This window comes from Streptomyces sp. HUAS YS2 (genome assembly GCF_033343995.1).
Taxonomy (GTDB): Bacteria; Actinomycetota; Actinomycetes; order Streptomycetales; family Streptomycetaceae; genus Streptomyces; species Streptomyces solicathayae.
Window position 1 is genome coordinate 5,618,501 of the sequence record NZ_CP137573.1, and the last position, 21,482, is coordinate 5,639,982.

Consider the following 21,482-nt stretch of genomic DNA (forward strand, 5'->3'; position numbering starts at 1 on the left):
CGGTCCGCTCCCCGTCGCCGCGGCCCGCCCGGCCACCCAGAGTGTGTGCGGGGGACTCGACCGGGCCCGTCGGAGAGGACCGTTCCCGTGGTCAGGATTGCCGTCGATCTGAACCGCTGTCAGGGGTATGCGCAGTGCGCGTTCCTCGCTCCCGAGATCTTCACGATGCACGGCGACGAGGCGCTGCTGTACGACCCGGAGGCCGACGAGGCGCAGCGCGCGAAGCTGGCTCAGGCCGCCGCGGCGTGCCCCGTCCAGGCCATCCTCGTCGACGCGGTCGATGCCGTGGACGCCGTCGACGCCTCGGCCGAGGCGGTGTCCGGTGCGCGGTGACGGAGCCTTGGAGCAGCTCAAGCGCGAGGGCCGCATCGTCGTCGTCGGCGCCTCGCTGGCCGGCCTGCGGGCCGCCGAGACCCTGCGGGCCAAGGGCTTCGAGGGGTCTCTGACCATGATCGGCGACGAGCCCGGGGAGCCGTACGACCGCCCTCCGCTGTCCAAGCAGGTGCTGCTGGGCAAGGCGCGCGCGGACCGCACCGCGCTGCCCCGGCTCCGGTCCGTCGACGCGACCTGGCGGCTCGGCGTTCCCGCCGCGGGCCTGGACATGGCCGCCCGTCGGGTGCGGCTGGCCGACGGCGACGAGGTGCCGTACGACCGGCTGCTGATCGCCACCGGGGTCCGGGCACGCCCGTGGCCGCGCGAGGAGGAGGCGGAGCTCGACGGCGTCTTCGTGCTGCGGACCCGTGACCACGGTGCCGCGCTCGCCCGGCGGCTCGCCGACGGGCCCAAGCGGGTCCTGGTCATCGGGGGCGGGTTCGCCGGCTCGGAGGTCGCCTCCGCCTGCCGTGAACGCGGCATCCCCGTCACCGTTGCCGAACGCGGCGCGTCGCCCCTGGTCGGCGCGCTCGGCGGGGTGATCGGCGCGGTGTCCGCCGGCCTGCATCGCGAGCACGGGGTGGACCTGCGGTGCGGGGTCATGGTGACGGCGTTGGAGGGGGACGCCTCGGGACGGGTGCGCGCCGCCCATCTGTCGGACGGCTCCACGGTCGAGACCGACGTGGTCGTCGTCTCGCTCGGCGCCCTCCGCAACACCGAATGGCTCGCCGGTTCGGGACTCGGGGCCGGCCCCCGCGGCATCGCCTGCGACGCCGGCTGCCGCGCCTTCGACATCCGAGGAATCGTCACCGACGACATCTACGCGGCGGGTGACGTCGCGCGCTGCCCACACCCCCTGTTCGGCTACCAGTTCCTGTCCCTGGAGCACTGGGGCAACGCGGTCGCCCAGGCGGGGATCGCGGCGCACAACATGATCAGCGAGAGCACGGACCGCCTGCCGCACATGGAGGTACCGGCCTTCTGGTCCTCGCAGTTCGGCGTCAACATCAAGTCGGTCGGAGTGCCGTCGATGGGGACGGAGATCCTCATCGCGCAGGGCTCGCTGGAGAGCCGCCGGTTCGTCGGCGTCTACGGGTACCAGGGGCGCGTGATCGGCGCCGTCTCCTTCGACCACGGCCGGTGGCTGCCGTTCTACCAGGAGCTGATCGAGAGCACCGCGCCGTTCCCGCCGTCGTTCCCCACGGTCGACCGGCATCCGGACGGACAGCGGCCGATGGACGCGGACTTCCCCGACCCGTCCGTGCCCTCCCACGGCCCGACCGTGACCCTCAGCGGTTACTCGCCGGCCGACCGCCGGATCACGTTCATCCCCGCGCACTGACCCCGCACGGCCACGAGGACGACCTGCCATGACGCAATCGCTGCTGCACCAGATCCTGGACCACGCCAACCGGGCCGATCCGTACCCGATCTACGAGGAGCTGCGGAAGACGCCCGTCCACCACGAGGACGGCGGTCCGTACGTGATCAGCACGTACTACGAGATCCGCAGCCTTCTGCACGATCCCCGGATCAGCTCCGACGCCCGCAACCTGGCCTCGGCCGGCGCCGATCCGCTGGCCGAGGAGACCACCCCGCAGGAGGGCGCCCTGCCGCCGGGCTTCCTGAAGCTCGACCCGCCGGAGCACGACCGGATGCGGCGCATGACCAACCGGCACTTCGGCCCGCCCCACTCGCCCCGCCGGGTCGACGACATGCGCCCGGAGCTCCACGACATCGTCGACGGCCTCATCGCCGGCATCGACGACCCCGGCCGGATCGACCTGGTGGAACAGTTCTCGTACCCGTTCCCGGTGACGGTGATCTGCCGGCTGCTCGGGGTGCCGCGCGAGGACGAGTCGCGCTTCCACACCTGGGCGGACACCCTCGCCGCGAGCCTGGACCCCGACCCGGACGCCGATCCCGCCGAGCGGGGCAAGGGTGCGAACGAGGCCCGGATGGAGCTGGGCATGTACCTGGCCGGGCTGATCGAGGAGCGCCGCAAGAACCCCGGGGACGACATGCTGTCCCAACTGGCCACGTCCAGGGGCGAGGACGGTCAGATGACCACGATGGAGCTGCTCAGCACCGCGGCGCTGCTGCTGATCGCGGGGCACGAGACCACGGTCAACCTCATCACCAACGGCATGCTGACGCTGCTGCGCAATCCCGACGTCCTGCAGCGGCTGCGGGCCGAACCGAAGCTGGTCGTGCCGCTGGTCGAGGAACTGCTGCGCTTCGAGCCGCCGGTGCAGCTGCTGCCGCAGCGCACCACGCTCGCCGACATCGAGGTCCGCGGCGTCACGATCCCCAAGGGCTCGTCCCTCTGGCTGGTCCTGGCGTCCGGCAACCGCGATCCCCTGCGCTTCGAGAACCCGGACCGCTTCGACCCGGACCGCCCGGACATCCAGCACCTCGGCCTGGGCAGCGGCATCCACAGCTGCTTCGGCGCCCCGCTCGCCCGCCTGGAGGCCCAACTCGCCCTGTCCGAGCTGGCCCGCAGGCTGGAGAACCCACGCCTGGTCGACGACCCGCCCCCGTACCGGCAGAACGCGGTCCTGCGCGGCCCGCGCCACCTGCACATCACCTGCGACGGGATCCGCCCCTAGCGCCCGTCGGCGAAAAAGGCGGTGCGGGTTACGGAGCCGGCTGTTACGTTGCCTCGCATGTCCTCTGTCATCCACAACTGGTACGCGCTGCGCATCCGGTCGACGCGCTGACCGTGGTGTCGGTCCGCCGACACCGGGTCCCACGTCCACCATTCACCTCACCTCAGGATGACGAGGATCTTCACCATGCGCGCAGACTCGCGCCCCGTTTTCGTATGCGTTCACGGCGGCTCCAGCAACGCCCGGGCCTGGGGCCCGTTGCAGAACGAACTGGCCCTGCTCGGTTACCGTTCGCATGCTGTGGACCTGCCCGGCCACGGCGACCTGGCCGGCATTCCGGCCGCCTACTACCAGCAGCCCCAGGACGTGGCGGCGTTCGCCGCCGCGCCCTCCCCGGTGCGCGGTGTCACGCTGGCGGACAACGTCCGCCATGTGGTGGGCGTCGTGCGGCGGCTCGCCCCGTCGGGCCCGGTCGTCCTGGTCGGCAACAGCCTCGGCGGGCTGACGATCAGCGCGGTGGCCAACGCCGTACCGGCCCTGCTGGACCGGGTGGTCTACCTCTCCGCGCTCTGCCTCGCGGATCCGGCCATGCTCACCGAGGCGTGGGACGTGGCCGACGACAACCTGATGGACGCCGCGGTGGCCCGGATCGCCGTGCCGCGCGAGGGCGATCCGGGGGTGGCCCGGCTGAACTGGCGGGCCGCCCACGCCGATCCGGAGGTGTTCGCCGCGTTGAAGGCCGCCATCATGGCCGACTCGACCGACCATCAGTTCCGGCTGTTGCTCGACTCCCTGGACCCGGACGAGACCTACGCGGTGATGGAGCCGGGAGCGCTGGTCCGGGCCGACGCGTGGGGGCGGGTGCCGCACACGTACGTACGACTCTCCGACGACCGGAGCCTTCCCTTGGCGGTCCAGGACCACATGATCCGCGCGGCGGACGCGCTGACCCCGCACCATCCCTTCGACGTGCACACCCTCGCGGCCTCGCACGTCGGCTACTTCAGCAGGCCCGGCGTCTTCGCGGAGCTGCTGACGAAACTCGTCTGAAGCGCCGGCGGCACCGTCACGGCCACCGGCTGAAGCCCGCCTGCTCCGTGTGGACGGTGACCGTGCCGCCGCCGAGCATCTCGGCCTTCTCGCGGAGGCGGGCGACGACGGCCGTGCTCGGGTCGCCGTAGACGTCGATGGATGTCATGCGGATGAGCGTGCTGAACGCGCGGAAGCGCTCCATGCCGAGTTCCATGTGGAACTCCATCGACGCCGAGTCCGGGTGGGTGGCGATGAGGGTCATAGTGGACGCGGACTCGTCGATGTAGAAGTGGTAGGCGAGCAGCTGCGGCTCGCGTTCCTCGACGAACGCGGCGAGGTCGCGCAGACCGCTCCGGACATCCGCGAGCTTGCCCTCGCGGATGTCGGAGCGGTCGACGTAGTAGATGGGTCGTGCCATGGCGTCGGCTAGCTGCTCGGCTGCTGGAAGCGGATCATGTTGCCGGCGGGGTCGCGGAAGGCGCAGTCACGGACGCCGTAGTGCTGGTCGACCGGCTCCTGGAGGACGTCGCCGCCGGCGGCGCGGATCTTCTCGAAGATCGCGTCGACGTCGTCGGTGGTGAAGATGACGCCCCGCAGCAGGCCCTTGGCCAGCAGCTCGTTCAAGGTCTCGCGGTCGGCGGCGGAGGCGCTGGGGTCGGCGAGCGGGGGTTCGAGCACGATGTTCACGTCGGGCTGGGAGGGGGAGCCGAGGGTGACCCAGCGCATGTTCTCGTAGCCGACGTCCTTGCGTACTTCCAGGCCGAGGATGTCGCGGTAGAAGCCGAGGGCCTTGTCGTGGTCGTCGACGGCGATGAAGCACTGGGAGAGGTTGATGTCCATGCCCACGACGTTAGGCGTGGGGCGCGGCTTTCGCTTCTCCGTTCCTGACCGGTCGGGTGTGGACCTTGGCGACGCAGGCGGGGATGTCGGCGACGTCGCCGTGGTCGCGGGCCCGGTACGCGCTGGGGCTCTCGCCGACCAGCTCGGTGAACCGGGAGCTGAAGGACCCCAGTGACGTACAGCCGACCTCGAAACAGACCTCGGTCACCGAGAGGTCGCCGCGCCGCAGCAGGGCCTTCGCCCGTTCGATGCGGCGGGTCATGAGATAGCTGTAAGGCGTCTCGCCGTAGGCGGCCCGGAAGCTGCGGGCGAAATGGCCGGTCGACATGAGCGCGGTCCGCGCCAGCGCGGCCACGTCGAGCGGCTCCGCGTAGTCCCGGTCCATCTGGTCACGGGCCCGACGCAGCCGGGCAAGATCCTCCAGCGAAGTCACCCCTCCACGATCGCACAGGGTCAGGACGTCGCGGCCGCGATCGTGCCGCGCAGGCGCAGCACGCCGTCCCGCCACAGGCCGCCGTCCGCCGACTCCTCCCACAGCTCCACCAGCTCGGAGTCCGGGCCAAGGATCCGGTCCAGGGCCTGCACCGCGAGCGGGCGCAGGTCCAGGGGCAGCTCGGGCAGCGGCTCGTCCGGGCCGTAGGCCGTGGTGACCGGGTCGCCGCCCGGGCACTGCGCCGCCACGAGCGCCGCGGCGGCGAGGGCCGTCGCCGCCTCGTCCGAGTCGAGGAACTCCTCGCCCGTCCCGATCACCGCGAGGAACTGCGCGCGGATCAGTCCGGGGCGTTCGTGCCGAGGCAGGTCGCCGAGGGCGCCCCCGAAGTCCGCCGCCGAGTCGTTGTCGAAGTGTCCGATGTCCCAGGTACCCATGGGAGGCATCGTGGCAGGTGGCACTGACAACGCCGCCTCCGGCGGTTGCGGCGGTCCCCGGGCGGTCGGACGCTGGAGGAGAGGAGGTTTTTCCTCATGGGCGAGCAAATGGTGACGCACAAGCCCGGGGAGGGACGCTCGTACTGGGTGCTGGGCGGTCTGTACACGGTGAAGGTGGGGGCCGCCGACACCGGCGGCGCGATGACCGTCATCGAGTTCACGGTGCGCGAGGGCATGGGCCCGCCGCCGCACACGCACGACTGCAGCGAGACGGTCTACGTCCTGGAGGGACGGATGCGCTTCCACCTCGACGGCGAGGTCGTGGAGGCGGGTCCCGGGTCCTTCGTGCACATTCCGGCGGGCGTCTGGGAACAGCCGGAACCGGTGGGGACCGCCAAGTTCCTTTCCGTGTACCAGCCGGGAGGCTTCGAGGAGTTCTTCGCCGAGGTGGGCGAACCCGCGACGTCGAACACGCTTCCCCCCGTCCCCGAAGGACCGCCGGACATCGCGCGGATCGCGGAGGTCGGGGCCCGCTACGGGATGCAGGTGAGGTCGCCGGAGGGCTAGGGCCGGTCCTCGCACAACTACGCGCGTGATTCCCGGCGCATCTGACCTTCCGTCAGATTGGAACGTGTTCTAGTCTGCCCTGCCATGGGCATCGCCATCACGCACGAACAGCGGGAGCTCGCCAAGGCGGTCCGCGGGCTGCTGGCCCGGGTCGCGCCGGCCGAGGAGGTGCGCAAGCACCTCGACGTACCCGGCACCGCCACCGTCCGCCCCGGTCACTGGGACGCGCTCGCCGAGCAGGGGCTGCTCGGGCTGCACCTGCCCGAGGAGTACGGCGGAGGCGGCGGCGGACTCGCCGACCTGGCCGTCGTCCTGGAGGAGGCCGGGCGGGCCGTGCTGCCCGGCCCGTACCTGCCGACCGTCCTCGCCGCCGAGATCCTGCGGCGCGCCGGGCAGGGCGGGCTCGTCGAGGAGCTGGCCTCCGGGCGCCGGACCGGCGCCGTCGCCCTCGGGGCCGGCGCGCTGACCGCCGTACCCGCCGAGGACGGCGGGCTGCTGCTCACCGGGACCGCCCCGCCGGTGCTCGGCGGCGCGCAGGCCGACCTGATGATCCTGGCCGCCGAGACCGCCGACGGCACCGTCCTCTGGGCCGCCGTCGACGCCGACGCCCTCGCCGTACGCGTCCACGACAGCGCCGACCCCACCCGGCCGACCGCCGAGGTCACCGCCGCGTCCGTCACTGTCCCCGCCGACCGCGTCCTCGCCTACGGCCCCGGCACCGGCCCCGTACGCGACCTCGCCTCCGTCCTGTACGCCGCCGACGCCTGCGGGACCGCCGGACGGGCGCTGGACACCGCCGTCGAGTACGCCAAGACGCGCGAACAGTTCGGCCGGCCGATCGGACAGTTCCAGGGCATCAAGCACCTCTGCGCCGACATGCTCGTCCGGCTCGAACAGGCCCGCGCCCTGACCTGGGACGCCGCCCTCGCCGCCGACGACCCCGACGCGACCGACGACGTCCGCGCCCTCACCGCCGCCCTCGCCGCCTCCGCCGCGCTCGACGCCGCGTACGGCTGCGCCAAGGACTGCATCCAGATCCTCGGCGGCATCGGGTTCACCTGGGAGCACGACGCCCATCTCCACCTGCGCCGCGCCGTCGTCGCCCGCCAGCTCCTCGGCGCGGGCGACACCCACCGCGCGCGGGCCGTCCGGCTCGCCGCCGCCGGGACCCGGCGCGAGCTGCGGCTCCAGCTGCCGGCCGAGGCCGACGCCTACCGGGCCGAGGCGCGCGAGGCGATCGCACCGGCCCGCGGACTCGACCCGAAGGCCGCCCGCCGCGCCCTCGCGCCCACCGGCTACGCCGCCCCGCACCTGCCCCCGCCGTACGGGCTCGGCGCCGGGCCCGTGCAGCAGCTCGCCGTGCAGCAGGAGCTGACGGCCGCCGGGGTCAGCCCGAGCGGGCTCGGCATCGCCACCTGGGTCGTGCCCTCGCTGCTCGCGTACGGCACGACCGAGCAGCAGGAGCGCTACCTCGCCCCCACGCTCCGCGGCGAACTGCTGTGGTGCCAGCTGTTCAGCGAGCCTGGCGCCGGATCCGACCTCGCCTCCCTGCGCACCCGCGCCGAACGCACCGAGGACGGCTGGCGGATCAACGGTCAGAAGGTCTGGACGAGCGCCGCCCAGTGGGCCGACTACGGCATCCTCCTCGCCCGGACCGACCCCGACGCCCCCAAGCACCAGGGGCTCACGTACTTCGTCGTCGACATGAAGGCCGGTGACACTCGAGAGGGGCCCGGGATCGACATCCGGCCGCTGAAGGAGATCACCGGGGACTCGCTCTTCAACGAGGTCTGGTTCGACGATGTGCTGCTGCCTCCCGACGCCGTCGTCGGCGAGGTGAACGGCGGCTGGAAGGTCGCCCGCAACACCCTCGGCAACGAACGCGTCCACATGGCCGACCAGGTCGCCTTCGACACCGGTCTGGAGGCCCTCATCGGGGCTGCGGACCGGGTCGACGACACCGTCGCCGTACGCATCGGGGCGCTCGTCGCCGAGGCGCACGCGCTCGGCTGCATCGGACTGCGCACCACGCTGCTCCAGGTCTCCGGCCTGGAACCCGGAGCGGGGGCCAGCGTCCGCAAGCTCGTGCAGACCGGACACCAGCAGAAGGTCGCCGAGCTGGCGCTCGAACTCCTCGGCCCGGCCGGCGCGGTGCGCGAGGGCGCGGGGGAGCGGGCCGTCCACGGGCTGCTGATGTCCCGCTGCCTGACCATCGCCGGCGGCACCACGCAGGTTCAGCTCAACGTCGTCGCCGAGCGCATTCTCGGCCTGCCCAGGGACTGAAGGAGAACCATGGCCATGAAGGCGTACATCGTCGGCGTCGGGATGACGAACTTCGAGAAGCCCGAGACACGCGACTGGCAGTACTGGGACATGGCGAAGGAGGCCGGCACCGCCGCGCTCGCCGACGCCGGGGTCGCGTACGCGCAGGTGCAGCAGGTGCCCGTCGGCTACTGCTTCCAGGCCTCGACGGCCGGGCAGCGCGCCGCGTACGAACTCGGCCTGACCGGCGTGCCCGTCTACAACGTCAACAACAACTGCGCGACCGGCTCCTCCGCGCTGATGATGGCCCGGCAGTTCGTCGAGGGCGGCATCAGCGACTGCGTGCTCGCGCTGGGCTTCGAGAAGATGGCCCGCGGCGCGCTCGGCGGCGGCTCCGACGGGGGCGATTTCAAGACGTCTCCGGTCGCCCGGCACTACGGCGTGATGGCCGCCGGGCACGGCTTCGAGATGTCCCCGCCGACCGCGCAGATCTTCGGCAACGCGGCCCGCGAGCACATGGAGCGGTACGGCACCACCGAGGCGCAGCTCGCCGCGGTCGGCGCGAAGAACCACCGGCACTCCGCGGACAACCCGCGCGCCCAGTTCCAGGACGTGTACACGGTCGAGGAGATCCTCGCGGCGAAGACCATCCACCGGCCGCTGACCAAACTCCAGTGCTCGCCCACGTCCGACGGCGCGGCGGCCGCCGTCGTCGTCTCCGAGCGCTTCGTCGTCGAACACGGGCTGCACGACCGGGCCGTGGAGATCGCCGGCCAGGCGATGACCACCGACACCGAGGAGTCCTTCGCCTCCGGCTCCTGCATCGACGTCGTCGGCCGGCCGATGTCCCGGGCCGCCGCCCGCAAGGTGTACGAGACCTCCGGGCTCGGCATCGAGGACGTCGACGTCGTCGAACTCCACGACTGCTTCTCCATCAACGAGCTGCTCACCTACGAGGCGCTCGGCATGTGCGAGGAGGGCGCCTCGGGCAAGCTCGTCGAGTCCGGCGCGACGACGTACGGCGGGCGCTGGGTGGTCAACCCGTCCGGCGGGCTGATCTCCAAGGGCCACCCGCTGGGCGCCACCGGGCTCGCGCAGGCCGCCGAACTGGTCTGGCAGCTGCGCGGCGAGGCGGGCCCGCGACAGGTCGACGGGGCCCGCGTCGGGCTCGCGCACAACATCGGTCTCGGCGGCGCGGCGGTGGTGACGATGCTGCGCAGGTCGTAGGTCTCAGGACCGGTACGGGGGTGGGGCCGAATCCCGATGTACGGGGCAGTGGCCGTCTGCGACCATGACAGCCATGGCCCACCCCGAGCGCACCGCGTCCCCCGCCGCCGAACAACCCGCAGCCGAGAAGCCCGCCCCCGCACGTCCCGACCCCCGCACCTGGCTCGTCGTCCTCGCCGCGTGCGCCGCACAGTTCCTCGTCGTCCTCGACGTGTCGGTGGTGAACGTCGCGCTGCCGTCGATGCGTTCCGACCTCGGGCTGTCGGCCGTGGGGCTGCAATGGGTGGTCAACGCGTACTCGATCGCCTTCGCGGGGTTCATGCTGCTCGGCGGGCGGGCCGCGGACCTCTTCGGCCGCAAGAGGATCTTCCTGCTCGGGCTCGGGCTGTTCACCGCCGCGTCGGTGGCCGGCGGACTGGCCCAGGAAGGGTGGCAGTTGGTGGCCGCCCGGGCCGTGCAGGGCCTCGGCGCCGCCGTCCTCGCGCCCGCGACGCTCACCCTCGTCACCGCCGCCGTGCCCGCCGGGCCCGCCCGGACCCGGGCCATCGGCACCTGGACCGCGGTCGGCGCGGCCGGCGGCGCGGCGGGCGGCTTCGTCGGCGGCGTCCTGGTGGACCTGCTCTCCTGGCGCTGGGTGCTGCTCATCAACGTCCCCGTCGGCGTGCTCGTGATGGCGGGTGGCGTCCTGTGGTTGACCGAGAGCCGTACCGGCGGTGGCCGGAAGCTCGACCTGCCCGGCGCGATCCTGGTCACCGGCGGCCTCGCGGCCGTCGCGTACGGCATCGCGCAGACGGAGCAGACCGGCTGGGGAGCCTCGGCCACCCTCGTACCGCTGCTCGGCGGACTGGCGCTGCTCGGCACGTTCGTCGCCGTGGAGGCCCGTACGGCGGCCCCGCTGATGCCGCTGCGGGTGTTCCGGTCGCGGGCGGTCGCGGCGGCCAACGTGTCGATGCTGGTGGTCGGTTCGACCTCGTTCGGCATGTGGTTCTTCATGACGGTGTACGCGCAGGGCGTCCTCGGCTACACCCCGCTCCAGGCCGGACTCGCCCTGGTGCCCAGTTCGGTGAGCGTCATCGTCGGCTCCAAACTGGCCCCGCGGCTCATCCCGGTCACCGGGGCCCGGAACCTCGCCGTCCTCGGCGCGCTGGTCGCGGCGACCGGATTCGGCTGGCAGTCGACCATGACCGCCGACGGCTCGTTCCTCGTCACCATCCTGGGCCCGGGCGTCCTGATGATGGTCGGCATGGGCCTGGTGATCACCCCGCTGGCCTCCCTCGCCACCTCCGGCACCGCCCCCGGCGAGGCCGGACTCGTCTCCGGCCTCGTCAACACCTCCCGCACCATGGGCGGCGCACTGGGCCTCGCGGTCCTGTCCACCGTCGCCGCCGCCCGCACCGGCGGCCGGACGAGCCCCGAGGCCCTGACGGAGGGCTACGCCCTCGCCTTCCGCACCGCCACCGGCGTCCTCCTCGCGGCGGTGGTGCTGATGCTGCTGTGGCTTCCGAGGCCTTCCGGGACGGCGAGCGAGAAGGCCTAGGGGTGTCTTCAGGATCAGGCCGGATCCTGCCGGGCGCGTGGCGCCGGTCAGGGCCGTTCGGGGCGCCAGATCCTCAGGTCCGCCGTCACGAAGGCCAGTGACGGCACCGCCGTCGACTTCGTCTTGACTTCGAGCAGGGCGATGTCCCCGGACTCGAGCTTGACGCAGATGTCGCTGCCCGTCTTCGCCCCGGCCAGCGGAAGGTCGTGGCGGGCGGAGCGGCCGAGGGCGGCGCGGCATGTCGCGTACGTGCCGCGCTGCTTGCCGTCGAGCAGGGTCATCACACTGCTGCGGCTCTTCAGCATGCAGCCGTACTCGCAGTTGAGCCGGATGTCTCCCTTGCGGTCCTCCCGGCCCATCGGCCGGATCGGCTCGGTGAGGTCCATCGAGTTCTCGATGCCGAGCCACAGGCTGGGGTAGAGCGTGGCCTCCGGTGGTTCGGCGTCCGTCGGGGCGCGCCGCGGATTCGGCGTGGTCGTCGCACCGGGGGACGACGGTCGGGCGGAGTCCTTGGTACCCGGAGTGCCCTTGGGGTCCGGTGCGAGGGACGCCTTCCCGCTCGGCGTCACCGATGCGCTCCGCTCCAGGAGCCGGCCCGCGCCGTCCGCGATCATGCTCACCAGCCCCGCGAGGAGCAGCACCCCCGCCATCACGGCGACCGTCGTGACGAGTGCCCTGCGGCGGCGGGCCCGCCGCTCCTCGGGGCTCGCCGGGGGCGGTGGCTGCGGCGGGGCGAACGGCTCGTTGCGGGCGTACACCGCCTGCGTCACGACCGGGGTGGGGTGCGGCACCGGCGCCGGGACCGGCAGGTCCGGGCCACGCAGCTCCTGCCAGACCGGCGGCGCCCCGCCGCCGTCCGCGTCCGGGCCGAGCCGCTGCCGGCACCACTCGACGATCTCCGCCGGGGCGGCTCGCTGATTCGGGTCCGCGGCCAGACAGCGGGCGATCAACGGGCGGAGCTGCGCGGGCAGTCGGTCCAGCTCGGGCTCGTTGTGCACGATCCGGTACAGCACGCCGGCCGACGTGCCCTCCCCGTACAGCGGCTGCCCGAGCGCGGCGAACGCCGCTGTCTGGCCGAGTGCGAACACGTCGGTCGCCGCGGTGATCTCGCCCCCGGAGGCCTGCTCGGGCGCCATGAACGTCGGCGTGCCGATGACGGCGCCCGTGGCGGTGTGCGAGGTGGCGTCGGCGGCCAGCGAGATGCCGAAGTCGATCACGCGCGGTCCGTCGGCGGCCAGCAGGACGTTCGACGGCTTCAGGTCGCGGTGCACGATCCCCTCGCCGTGGATGACCTGCAGCGCCTCGGCCACCCCCGCCAGCATCCACAGCACGGCCGGCGCCGGCAGCGGGCCGTGCCGGGCGACGACCTCGGCCAAGGAGGGCCCTGGAACGTACAGCGTGGCGAGCCAGGGCCGGACGCCGTCCGCGTCGGCGTCGATCAGTTCCGCGGTGTACGCGCCCTTGACCCGCCGGGCCGCCCCGACCTCCCGGCGGAACCGCTTGCGGAAGTCCGGGTCGTCGGCCAGCTCGGGCCGCACCACCTTGACGGCCACCGGTCGTCCGCCGGGCGTGTGCGACAGGTAGACCTGGCCCATGCCGCCCGCGCCGAGCCGGGCGGCGAGGCGATAGCGACCCACCAGGCGCGGATCGTCCTCCCGCAGCGGCCGGAACACCGCCGTCGTCTCCGTCATCGAACCCCCCCAAGATCTCTCGATCGACGCTCAGTTGACCACGAGGGCGACAGGGGGCGCGAGGAGGGGGTCCGCTCAGAGCCAGCCCTGCTGCCGGGCGGCTCGTACCGCCTCCATGCGGTTGCGGGTGCCCGTCTTGCCGATCGCGGACGACAGGTAGTTCCGTACCGTCGACTCCGAGAGGTGCAGCGTCGCGGCGATGTCGGCGATCGTCGCGCCGTCCACCGACGCGCCCAGCGCGTCGCGTTCCCGGGCGGTCAGCGGGTTCGGGCCCGCGCTCAGCGCGGCCGCGGCCAGCGCCGGATCGATGACCGTCTCGCCGCGCAGCACCTTGCGGATCGACGCCGCGAGGTCCTCCACCGGGCCGTCCTTCACCAGGAAGCCGGCCGCCCCGGCCTCCATCGCCCGGCGCAGGTAGCCGGGCCGCCCGAAGGTCGTCAGGATCAGCACCCGGCAGTCCGGCACCTCCTCGCGCAGGTCGGCCGCCGCGTCCAGGCCGCTGCGGCCCGGCAGTTCGATGTCGAGCAGCGCCACCTCGGGGCGGTTCACCAGCGCCGCCTCCACGATCTCGTCCCCCCGGCCCACCTGGGCGACGACCTCGATGTCCGGCTCCATCCCCAGGAGCAGCGCCAGCGCGCCGCGCATCATGCCCTGGTCCTCGGCGAGAAGGACTCTGATCATTCGGTCGGCTCCAGCTCCGTCGACACCAGGGCCTCTACGGGGAGTTCCGCGACGACCCGGAACCCGCCCCGGGGGACCGGTCCCGATTCAAGAGTGCCGCCTGCGGCTGCCACCCGCTCGCGCAACCCCTTCAGACCGCTGCCGGGACCCGACTCGTCGTCCGTCCCCCGGCCGTTGTCGCTCACCGTGAGACGCACCTGCTCCGGGCCGCCCGCCACCTCGATCTCGCACCGTGTCGCCCCGCTGTGCCGCAGCGCGTTCGTCACCGACTCGCGGACCACCCAGCTCAACAGCGCCTCCGTCTGCGGCTGCAGCGGCGGCCCCGACCGGCGGACCACCGGCTCGATTCCCGCGCTGGTCAGCGCGTCCCTGGCCCGGTCCAGCTCGGTGCCGAGACTGCCCTCCCGGTAGCCGGTGACCGCCTCGCGGATCTCGGTGAGCGCCTGCCGGCCCACCGACTCGATGTCGGTGATCTGGACCAGCGCCGCGTCCAGGTCCCGCGGCGCGAGCCGGCGCGCCGCCTCCGACTTCACCACGATGACCGAGAGCGTGTGCCCGAGCAGGTCGTGCAGATCGCGGGAGAACCGCAGCCGCTCCTTCTCCACCGCCGTCCGGGCCAGCTCCTGCCGGGTCTCACGCAGCTCCTTCACCGTCTCCGACAGGGCGAGAACGGCCGCCGTCACCATGGACGAGATGAACGTCCCGTACGCGACGTTGATCGCGCCCCACCCGTCCCGCACCCCGGCCACCACCCCTGCGGTCACCACCAGCGGGAACACCACCTGCGGCACCCGCCGGCCCCGCGTGACCGAGCCGACGGCCAGACCGAGGAGCGGGAAGAAGAGCAGGTACGGGCCGCCGAAGGCGATCGCCAGGGCCAGCGTGACCGCCGTCAGGAGCCCCAGCAGCCACCACGTGGTCGGCGCCTCGCGCATCCTCCGGTTGAAGGCCCGCATCACCACCGCGACGTAGAGCGAGTTGAAGAGGAACACGCCCACACCCGCGGCGACCGGATGCGGGTTCCGGCCCTGCAGCAGGTTGGACACCGCGCCCATCCCCATCAGCAGCCACGGCAGCAACGAGAAACCGTTCGGCGGGCCCATGCTCTCGGGTCGCCACGCCCTGCGCCGCCTGCTCTCCCCGCCCGGTCCTCCGAACGCGCGCATCCCGGCTCCCCCTCAGATCGTCCTGGCGGAACGACGGTACGAGAACACCGCGTACGCGCCGAAGAGCAAGGTCCAGACGGTGATGACCGCCACCGTCACGAGATGGGGCGCGGAGCCCTCCGCGATCGCCCGGCCCAGCTCGGCGAACCGGTTGGTGGGCGTGAAACCGGAGATGGCGCGCAGCCAGCCGGGGAACAGCTCGGTCGGGAACCACAGGCCGCCGACCACCGCGAGACCCATGTTCGAGGCGATGTTCACCACACCCGTCGCCTGCGGCGTCAGGCGGTAGCCGTTGCCGAGGCCGAGCAGGGTGAACGGCAGCGAGCCGAGCCAGAGCACGAGGGCCACCACCGGCCACTGCCAGGCGTCCATCCGGACCCCGTTGACCAGGGCGCCGGCGGCCATCACGGCGATGATGGCGGGCACCACGACGACCGCACCGGTCAGCGTCCGGCCGACCACCACCTGGCGCGGGGTCATCGGGGTGACCCGCAGCTGCCGCAGCCAGCCGATCGACTTGTCCTCGGCGACCCCGCCGCCCACCGAGAGCGCCGCGTTCAGCGCGCCGTACGCGGCCATGCCGACCATGGAGGCGGTCTTCCACCCACCGGCGTCGCCGCCGCCGAGGTTGGTGAAGAGCAGGTACATCATCACCGGCACCCCGATGCTGCCGATCGCGAACCCGACGTCGCGCAGGGTGCGGCGGACTTCCAGCTTCACGTACGCGGTGATCATCGGACGGTCTCCAGGGTCTTCCGGTGGGCGGAGGTCAGGGAGAGGAAGGCGTCGTTCAGGGAGAGCGGCGCGACCTCCAGGCCGCGGACCGCGTCCGCGGCGGCGAGCGCCCGGACGGTCGCGTCGGAGTCGTCGGTACGGAGCCGGGCCCGGTCGCCGCGGACCTCCACGGAGGTGACCCCGGGGAGCAGTTCGAGGCCGTCCGAGGGGCCGCCTGCCAGGTCGAAGGCGACCGTGCTGCCGCCGGCGTTCCGCTTCAGCTCCGCCGCCGTCCCGTCCGCGAGGACCCGGCCGTGGTCGACGACCACGATCCGGTCCGCGTACGCGTCGGCCTCCTCCAGGTAGTGCGTGGAGAACAGCACCGTGTTGCCGCGCCGGGCATAGCCGCGCATCGCGTCCCAGAAGACCTGCCGGGCCTCCACGTCGAGCGCCGCGGTCGGTTCGTCGAGCACGATCAGCTCGGGGTTCCCGGAGAGCGCCACGGCGAACCGGACGCGCTGGGTCTGGCCGCCGGACAGCCGGTCGACCCGGCGGCCGGCGAACTCGGTCAGCCCGGCCAGCTCCAGGGCCTCGGCCACCGGCATCGGCGACGGGTAGGCGCGGGAGACGAAGGCGAGGAGCTCGCCGACGGTGACCCGGGGGACGGCGCGCCCCTCCTGGAGCATCGCGCCGACCCGGCCGGCCCGGACGGCCTTCGCGGGGGCGTCCCCGTACAGCAGGACCCGGCCGGAGTCGGGCTCGTCCAGGCCGAGCAGCAGGCCGATGGAGGTGGACTTCCCCGCGCCGTTGCGGCCGAGGAGGGCGACGGTCTCGCCGCGCCGGATCGTCAGGTCGACGGCGTCCACGGCGCGGACCGTCCCGAAGGACTTGGTGACAGTCTCGAAGGCGACTGCGGGCTCGTTCCTCATGCCGACGACGCTACGGAGCGGCGGCGAGGCGCGGCAGGAGTGAATGTACGGACCCGGCGGTGACAAATGTCCTGGGTCCCCCGACGGCCGGTGTGCCGCCGGTTATCTGACGCTTCGTCAGCGAAGAGGGTTCACAACTACCGAAGGCTCGGCTATACATGGGGACCACCGGCCTAGAACGCGTTCTAGAACGGCCAGAACGGATGTGACAGGGCCGGTCCCGCACGGCCTCGGTGCGGCCGACGGTGCGGACGGTCGCACCGAGGTCTTTACCTCCCTCAAGGAGCAGCATCCACATGCCCATCGATGCCGCCAAGGCGATCGCCGCCGAGCCCCGCAGCGCCGAGATCTCCTGGGACCACAAGGACATCCAGCTCTACCACCTCGGCCTCGGCGCGGGCGTCCCCGCGACGGACCCCGACGAGCTCCGCTACACCCTCGAGTCCCGGCTCCACGTCCTGCCCAGCTTCGCCACCGTCGCGGGCGCCGGAACGGCCGTCGTCGGCGGCCTGTCCGCCCCCGGGATCGACATCGACCTCGCCGCGGTGCTGCACGGCGGGCAGACCGTCACCGTGCACCGCCCCATCCCGGTCGGCGGGCGGGCCGTGTCCACGTCCCGGGTCGCCGCCGTGTACGACAAGGGCAAGGCCGCCGTTCTCGTCCTGCGCTCCGAGGCCGCCGACGACGACGGGCCGCTGTGGACCAGCGACTCCCAGATCTTCGTCCGCGGCGAGGGCGGCTGGGGCGGCGACCGCGGGCCCTCGGCCCGCACCGAGCTGCCCGACCGCGCGCCGGACCGCACGGTCGAACGGGCGATCCGCGAGGAGCAGGCGCTGCTGTACCGGCTCTCCGGCGACTGGAACCCGCTGCACGCCGACCCCGAGTTCGCCAAGCTGGCCGGCTTCGACCGGCCCATCCTGCACGGGCTCTGCACGTACGGGATGACGCTCAAGGCGGTCGTCGACACGCTGCTCGGCGGCGACGTCGCGCGCGTCCGCTCGTACCGCACCCGCTTCGCCGGGGTGGTCTTCCCCGGCGAGACCCTGCGCATCCGGATGTGGGCCGGGGACGGCCACGTCCAGGTGTCCGTGACGGCCGCGGAACGGGACGACGCTCCGGTCCTCGCCGACACCGTCGTCGAACACGCGTGATTTCGTGATTGGAGCCGCACCATGCGCGCAGCCGTACTGCACGAGATAGGCCAGGAGAAACTGGAAGTCCTCGACGACGTCGAGGCGGTGGGCTTCGGCCCCGGCAAGGTACGCATCCGGGTCCGGGCCACCGGCCTCTGCCACTCCGACGTCTCGGCGATGAGCGGGGTGCTGCCGCAGCCGGCGCCGTTCGTCCCCGGGCACGAGGGCGCGGGCGAGATCCTCGACGTCGGCGACGGCGTCACCGGGCTGAACCCCGGCGACCGGGTGCTGCTGTGCTGGCTGCCGGCCTGCGGCACCTGCGCGGCGTGCAAGCGCGGCCAGACGCAGCTGTGCCTGGCCAGCTTCATGAACGCGGGCGTGCCCAACTTCAAGCGGCCCGGCGGGGACGTCTTCGGCTTCGCCGGGACGGGGACGTTCGCGGAGGAGGTCGTGGTCGCCGCCGGCTGCGCCGTGCCCATCCCGGACGACGTGCCGTTCGACATCGCCGCGCTGATCGGCTGCGGCGTCACGACCGGGCTCGGCGCGGCGATCAACACGGCGAAGGTGGAGGCCGGTTCGTCGGTCGCGGTGATCGGCTGCGGCGGCGTCGGCATCTCCGCGATCCAGGGCGCCAAGCTGAAGGGCGCCGCCCAGATCGTCGCGGTCGACCCGGTGGAGTCGCGGCGGGAGGCGGCGCTGCGGTTCGGCGCGACGGAGGCGGTCGCGCCGGACGCGCTGGCGGACGCGAAGCAGCGGATCACGGCCGGGGAGGGCTTCGACTACGTCTTCGAGGTGGTCGGCAAGTCCGCGACCGCGCGGACGGCGTACGAGACGACCCGGCGCGGCGGCACGCTGTGCGTCGTCGGGGCGGGCGCGCTCGACGACTTCCTGCAGCTCAACATGTTCGAGCTGTTCTTCGACGAGAAGAAGATCCTGCCGTCGATGTACGGCGGCGGCGACGTGCTCACCTCGTACGAGCGGGCCATCGCGCTGTGGCGGGCGGGCCGGATCGACCTGGCGTCGCTGATCACCCACCGGGTGCCGCTCGCCGGGATCAACGAGGCGATCGACCAGATGCGTACGGGCGTGGCGCTGCGTACGTGCATCGAGATCTGAGAGGACCCTGGATGTCACTCCCTCTTGAGGGCCTGAGCGCGATCGTCACGGGCGCGGGGCGGGGGCTCGGCCGGGCCGAGGCGCTCGAACTCGCCCGGCTCGGCGCGGCCGTCGTCGTCAACGACTACGGGCAGCCGGGCCGGGACGGATCGGGCGCGGCGTCGGCGGCGCCGGCGGAGCAGGTCGCGGAGGAGATCCGCGCGGCCGGCGGGCGCGCGGTCGCGCACCTCGGCGACGTCGCGGACTTCGAGACGGCGCGGGGTCTGGTGGACCTGGCGGTGGAGCAGTTCGGGAAGCTGGACATCCTGGTCAACAACGCGGGGATCCTGCGGGACCGGATGGTCTTCTCGATGAGCGAGGACGAGTGGGACTCGGTCATCCGGGTCCACCTGAAGGGCCACTTCAACACGACGCACTTCGCCGCGGTGCACTGGCGCGGCCGCGCGAAGGCGGGGGAGACGGGGGTCTACGGCCGCATCGTCAACACCTCGTCGGAGGCGTTCCTGGCGGGCTCGGCCGGCCAGCCGAACTACGCGGCGGCGAAGGGCGGCATCGTCGGCCTGACGACGTCCACGGCGCTGGCGCTGGCCAAGTACGGCGTGACGGCCAACGCGATCTGTCCGCGGGCGCGGACGAGAATGACGGAGGACGTCTTCGCCGGCTTCGCGGAACCCCACGCCGGCGAACTCGACCCCCTGTCCCCCGACCACGTGGCCCCCTTGGTCGGCTACCTGGCCTCCCCGGCCGCGGCCGGGGTGAACGGCCAACTCCTGGTCGTCCACGGCGGCATGGTCGCGGTGGTGGACCGCCCGAAGGTCGCGGCGAAGTTCGACACCGCCAAGTCCACCTTCACGTACGAGGAGTTGGACAGCCTCCTGACCCCCCACTACGCAACCCGCCCCCAGGGCGAAACCTTCGCGGCAGCGGAGATCCTGGGCCTGAAGCACGAGTCCTGAGGGGGAGGTGGGGGCGGATACCGCCCCCACCTCCCCCTCCCGGACGCAGTCCGGGGGCTCCTGCCCTGTGCGGCGCGAAGCTGCCGCTCGGTGGTGCCTGGGGCGGCGGCGCTGCCCCCTGTGGCGGGGGCGAGCGTCAAACCCTCCACCCCGCCCTCCCCGGACGGAGTCCGGGGGCGTCCCCGGGCTTGCGGCGCGGAGCTGCCGCTTCGGGGGTCGGGGGCTTCGCCCCCCCGTGTCCCTCTGCTCCGCCGGGCCGTGGGCCCGGCGGGTTCGGCGCGGGACGTGAGCCCCCTGCCCTCACCCCCACCAGCCCCCGGCAGGGTTTCGGGAAGGGGCGGGGTGGGGGACTTCCGCCCGGCCCCTACTCCTCGCCGTCGCGGCGGTGGCGGCCGTGGGGGGCGCCTGTGGGCTCCTCCTGGGGGGCCGGGGCGCCGCGGTGGCGGCCTGCTGCGGTCTCGGTCGTGTCCTTGCTGGTTTCCTGCATGGTGGAACTCACCCCGTGTTGATCGCTTTCGTGCCTAGCGGGGCGTGAGTCTAACGAGCCTTGCCGGGCCGCGGACTTGCACCCGTCAGCGGCGCCTGCTGCAGCGGAACCGGACGGCAGACCTCCACCACCGGCGCCGGCTCAGGCGGCTCCTCCGGGACCTCCAGACCCGCCAGGCCGCACGGCACGCCGTCCGTCGCGTACGGCAGCCGCAGCACCGCCTCCGGCGTCCACAGGCCCGCCCCCGCCAGCCACCCCAGCGGCGAGGCCAGTTGGAGCAACCGGCGCGACGTGGGCCGCCACATGCCCACCCAGCTGCCCGCCCCCGCGTCCACCCGCAGCGCCACCCAGCAGCTCTCCGGGAGCAGCACCTGCCCCGGCTGCACGGCGAACGGAGTCACGTCCGCGTCCACCGGCCGGAGGCACTCCGGGAAGCGCACCGGTCGCGTACTCCCCAGCACCCCCCACCCCAGCCGCTCCCGCCCCGGCGACGGCGCGTCCGAGCCGATCATCAGCAGCCCGCTGTCCGGGTCCGCGAGCAGCAGCCGGTCGTCGCTCTCCTCGGTGATCTGGAGCAGCGGCGTCACCTCACCGCCCCGCTCCAGGTCGACCGCCACCGCCTTCACCGGCCCGTCGTCGAGGCGTCGGTCGAGCGCGAGCATCCGCCCCGTACGGTCCAGCCACACCCCGCCCGTGCAGGCGCCCTTGATCTCCGCCACCCGCTCCGGCCCGAACGCCCCGCCCGCCACCAGCCACAGCTCCGTGGTGTCCGGGCCGACGGCCGTCGCGTACGCGCACGTGCCGTCCGGCGACGGCGGCAGCAGCCGCAGCTCCGCGACCGGCCCGGACCCGTCCGCCCCGGACCCGACTGCGCCCAGCGGCAGTTCGCCGGTCCGCGGCCCCGTCGGGTACAGCAGCGAGAACGCCTGCCGTCCCGCCACCCGCCGGCAGATGAGCACGCGGCCGTCCGCCAGCGGCAGCACCTGCGTGTCGGGCTCCTCCGGCTGGTCGAGCGGCAGCGGCACCGCGTACGGCTCCGGCCCGTCGAGCGTCCAGCGCTCCGCGTACAGCGCGTCGCCGCTCCCCGCGAGCCGGGCCGCGTACGCCCCGTTCGCCGTGATCATGAACTTCGTCGGCCGTGCCGCGCCGTCGTTCCCCGCGGCCGCCTCGATGGCACACGCTGTCATCGACTCGTCACCTCCGGCCATCGAAGCTAGTTTTCGCACTTCCTGCCGAACAACACGAGACCTGGCACTTCACACATAAGGGTGGCCGCGAATCGATTCTCCTGAGCGG

The 21,482-nt window shown here is 73.0% G+C and carries 22 protein-coding genes; 11 read left to right on the plus strand and 11 right to left on the minus strand.

The genetic code is table 11. The annotated features are described in order from the left end of the window. Positions 1-87 precede the first annotated feature (87 nt). The 4 genes from R2D22_RS26030 (at position 88) to R2D22_RS26045 (ending at position 4,031) form a co-directional block, all read left to right on the plus strand. The gene (locus R2D22_RS26030) at positions 88-333 is read left to right on the plus strand and encodes a ferredoxin (RefSeq protein ID WP_318107098.1); all 246 of its coding nucleotides are present in this window, start codon (positions 88-90) and stop codon (positions 331-333) included. Continuing rightward, complete coding sequence (locus R2D22_RS26035) at positions 281-1,714, plus strand: NAD(P)/FAD-dependent oxidoreductase (RefSeq protein WP_411977077.1); 1,434 nt, start codon at positions 281-283, stop codon at positions 1,712-1,714. The genes R2D22_RS26030 and R2D22_RS26035 overlap by 53 nt, the downstream gene beginning before the upstream one ends. A gap of 28 nt (positions 1,715-1,742) precedes the next feature. Continuing rightward, positions 1,743-2,981: a cytochrome P450 gene (locus R2D22_RS26040; RefSeq protein ID WP_318107100.1), complete on the plus strand. Its 1,239-nt coding sequence runs from the start codon at positions 1,743-1,745 to the stop codon at positions 2,979-2,981. 186 nt (positions 2,982-3,167) lie between these two features. Next, positions 3,168-4,031 (plus strand): alpha/beta hydrolase, encoded by an 864-nt coding sequence (locus tag R2D22_RS26045; RefSeq protein ID WP_318107101.1) that lies wholly within the window; start codon positions 3,168-3,170, stop codon positions 4,029-4,031. 16 nt (positions 4,032-4,047) lie between these two features. Here the strand turns inward: R2D22_RS26045 and R2D22_RS26050 are convergent, their stop codons facing one another. From R2D22_RS26050 to R2D22_RS26065, 4 genes are read right to left on the minus strand one after another with little or no spacing between them, the layout of a single operon-like run. Continuing rightward, positions 4,048-4,431, minus strand: coding sequence for a hypothetical protein (locus tag R2D22_RS26050; protein ID WP_318107102.1), 384 nt, complete (start codon positions 4,429-4,431; stop codon positions 4,048-4,050). Positions 4,432-4,439: 8 nt separating this feature from the next. Then, positions 4,440-4,853, minus strand: a complete 414-nt coding sequence (locus tag R2D22_RS26055; RefSeq protein ID WP_318107103.1) for a VOC family protein — start codon at positions 4,851-4,853, stop codon at positions 4,440-4,442. A gap of 10 nt (positions 4,854-4,863) precedes the next feature. Continuing rightward, positions 4,864-5,286 (minus strand): helix-turn-helix transcriptional regulator, encoded by a 423-nt coding sequence (locus R2D22_RS26060; RefSeq protein WP_318107104.1) that lies wholly within the window; start codon positions 5,284-5,286, stop codon positions 4,864-4,866. 20 nt (positions 5,287-5,306) lie between these two features. After that, complete coding sequence (locus R2D22_RS26065; RefSeq protein WP_318107105.1) at positions 5,307-5,720, minus strand: DUF4259 domain-containing protein; 414 nt, start codon at positions 5,718-5,720, stop codon at positions 5,307-5,309. A 96-nt stretch (positions 5,721-5,816) separates the two neighbouring features. Between R2D22_RS26065 and R2D22_RS26070 the strand changes: the two genes are divergently transcribed. From R2D22_RS26070 to R2D22_RS26085, 4 genes are all read left to right on the plus strand, one after another. Beyond that, positions 5,817-6,287: a quercetin 2,3-dioxygenase gene (locus tag R2D22_RS26070; protein WP_318107106.1), complete on the plus strand. Its 471-nt coding sequence runs from the start codon at positions 5,817-5,819 to the stop codon at positions 6,285-6,287. 84 nt (positions 6,288-6,371) lie between these two features. Beyond that, a complete protein-coding gene (locus tag R2D22_RS26075) occupies positions 6,372-8,570 on the plus strand; it encodes an acyl-CoA dehydrogenase family protein (protein WP_318107107.1) in 2,199 nt (732 codons plus the stop codon). A 9-nt stretch (positions 8,571-8,579) separates the two neighbouring features. Beyond that, entirely contained in the window at positions 8,580-9,776 is a 1,197-nt protein-coding gene (locus R2D22_RS26080) for a lipid-transfer protein (RefSeq protein ID WP_318107108.1), read from the plus strand. A gap of 73 nt (positions 9,777-9,849) precedes the next feature. Further along, a complete protein-coding gene (locus R2D22_RS26085) occupies positions 9,850-11,313 on the plus strand; it encodes an MFS transporter (RefSeq protein WP_411977078.1) in 1,464 nt (487 codons plus the stop codon). A gap of 47 nt (positions 11,314-11,360) precedes the next feature. Here R2D22_RS26085 and R2D22_RS26090 read toward each other — a convergent pair whose 3' ends face one another. The 5 genes from R2D22_RS26090 to R2D22_RS26110 form a co-directional block, all read right to left on the minus strand. Next, positions 11,361-13,004: a serine/threonine-protein kinase gene (locus R2D22_RS26090; protein ID WP_318107110.1), complete on the minus strand. Its 1,644-nt coding sequence runs from the start codon at positions 13,002-13,004 to the stop codon at positions 11,361-11,363. Between the two features lie 75 nt (positions 13,005-13,079). After that, complete coding sequence (locus R2D22_RS26095; RefSeq protein ID WP_318107111.1) at positions 13,080-13,685, minus strand: response regulator; 606 nt, start codon at positions 13,683-13,685, stop codon at positions 13,080-13,082. Next, complete coding sequence (locus R2D22_RS26100; protein ID WP_318107112.1) at positions 13,682-14,851, minus strand: sensor histidine kinase; 1,170 nt, start codon at positions 14,849-14,851, stop codon at positions 13,682-13,684. The genes R2D22_RS26095 and R2D22_RS26100 overlap by 4 nt, the downstream gene beginning before the upstream one ends. 12 nt (positions 14,852-14,863) lie before the next feature. Continuing rightward, positions 14,864-15,586, minus strand: coding sequence for an ABC transporter permease (locus R2D22_RS26105; RefSeq protein WP_411977079.1), 723 nt, complete (start codon positions 15,584-15,586; stop codon positions 14,864-14,866). Further along, complete coding sequence (locus tag R2D22_RS26110) at positions 15,583-16,494, minus strand: ABC transporter ATP-binding protein (protein ID WP_318107113.1); 912 nt, start codon at positions 16,492-16,494, stop codon at positions 15,583-15,585. Before R2D22_RS26110 ends, R2D22_RS26105 begins: the two co-directional genes overlap by 4 nt. Positions 16,495-16,790: 296 nt before the next feature. Between R2D22_RS26110 and R2D22_RS26115 the strand changes: the two genes are divergently transcribed. From R2D22_RS26115 to R2D22_RS26125, 3 genes are read left to right on the plus strand one after another with little or no spacing between them, the layout of a single operon-like run. Beyond that, positions 16,791-17,645 carry a MaoC/PaaZ C-terminal domain-containing protein gene (locus tag R2D22_RS26115; RefSeq protein ID WP_318107114.1) on the plus strand — a complete coding sequence of 285 codons (855 nt, stop codon included), beginning with the start codon at positions 16,791-16,793 and terminating at the stop codon, positions 17,643-17,645. 21 nt (positions 17,646-17,666) lie between these two features. Continuing rightward, on the plus strand, positions 17,667-18,743 hold the full coding sequence (locus tag R2D22_RS26120; protein ID WP_318107115.1) for a Zn-dependent alcohol dehydrogenase: 1,077 nt from the start codon (positions 17,667-17,669) through the stop codon (positions 18,741-18,743). 11 nt (positions 18,744-18,754) lie between these two features. Next, a complete protein-coding gene (locus R2D22_RS26125) occupies positions 18,755-19,699 on the plus strand; it encodes a 3-oxoacyl-ACP reductase (protein WP_318107116.1) in 945 nt (314 codons plus the stop codon). Positions 19,700-20,063: 364 nt separating this feature from the next. Here R2D22_RS26125 and R2D22_RS26130 read toward each other — a convergent pair whose 3' ends face one another. Together R2D22_RS26130 and R2D22_RS26135 are read right to left on the minus strand one after the other, a co-directional pair. Next, complete coding sequence (locus R2D22_RS26130; protein ID WP_318107117.1) at positions 20,064-20,186, minus strand: hypothetical protein; 123 nt, start codon at positions 20,184-20,186, stop codon at positions 20,064-20,066. 50 nt (positions 20,187-20,236) lie between these two features. After that, positions 20,237-21,373, minus strand: a complete 1,137-nt coding sequence (locus R2D22_RS26135; protein ID WP_318107118.1) for a hypothetical protein — start codon at positions 21,371-21,373, stop codon at positions 20,237-20,239. Positions 21,374-21,482 lie beyond the last annotated feature (109 nt).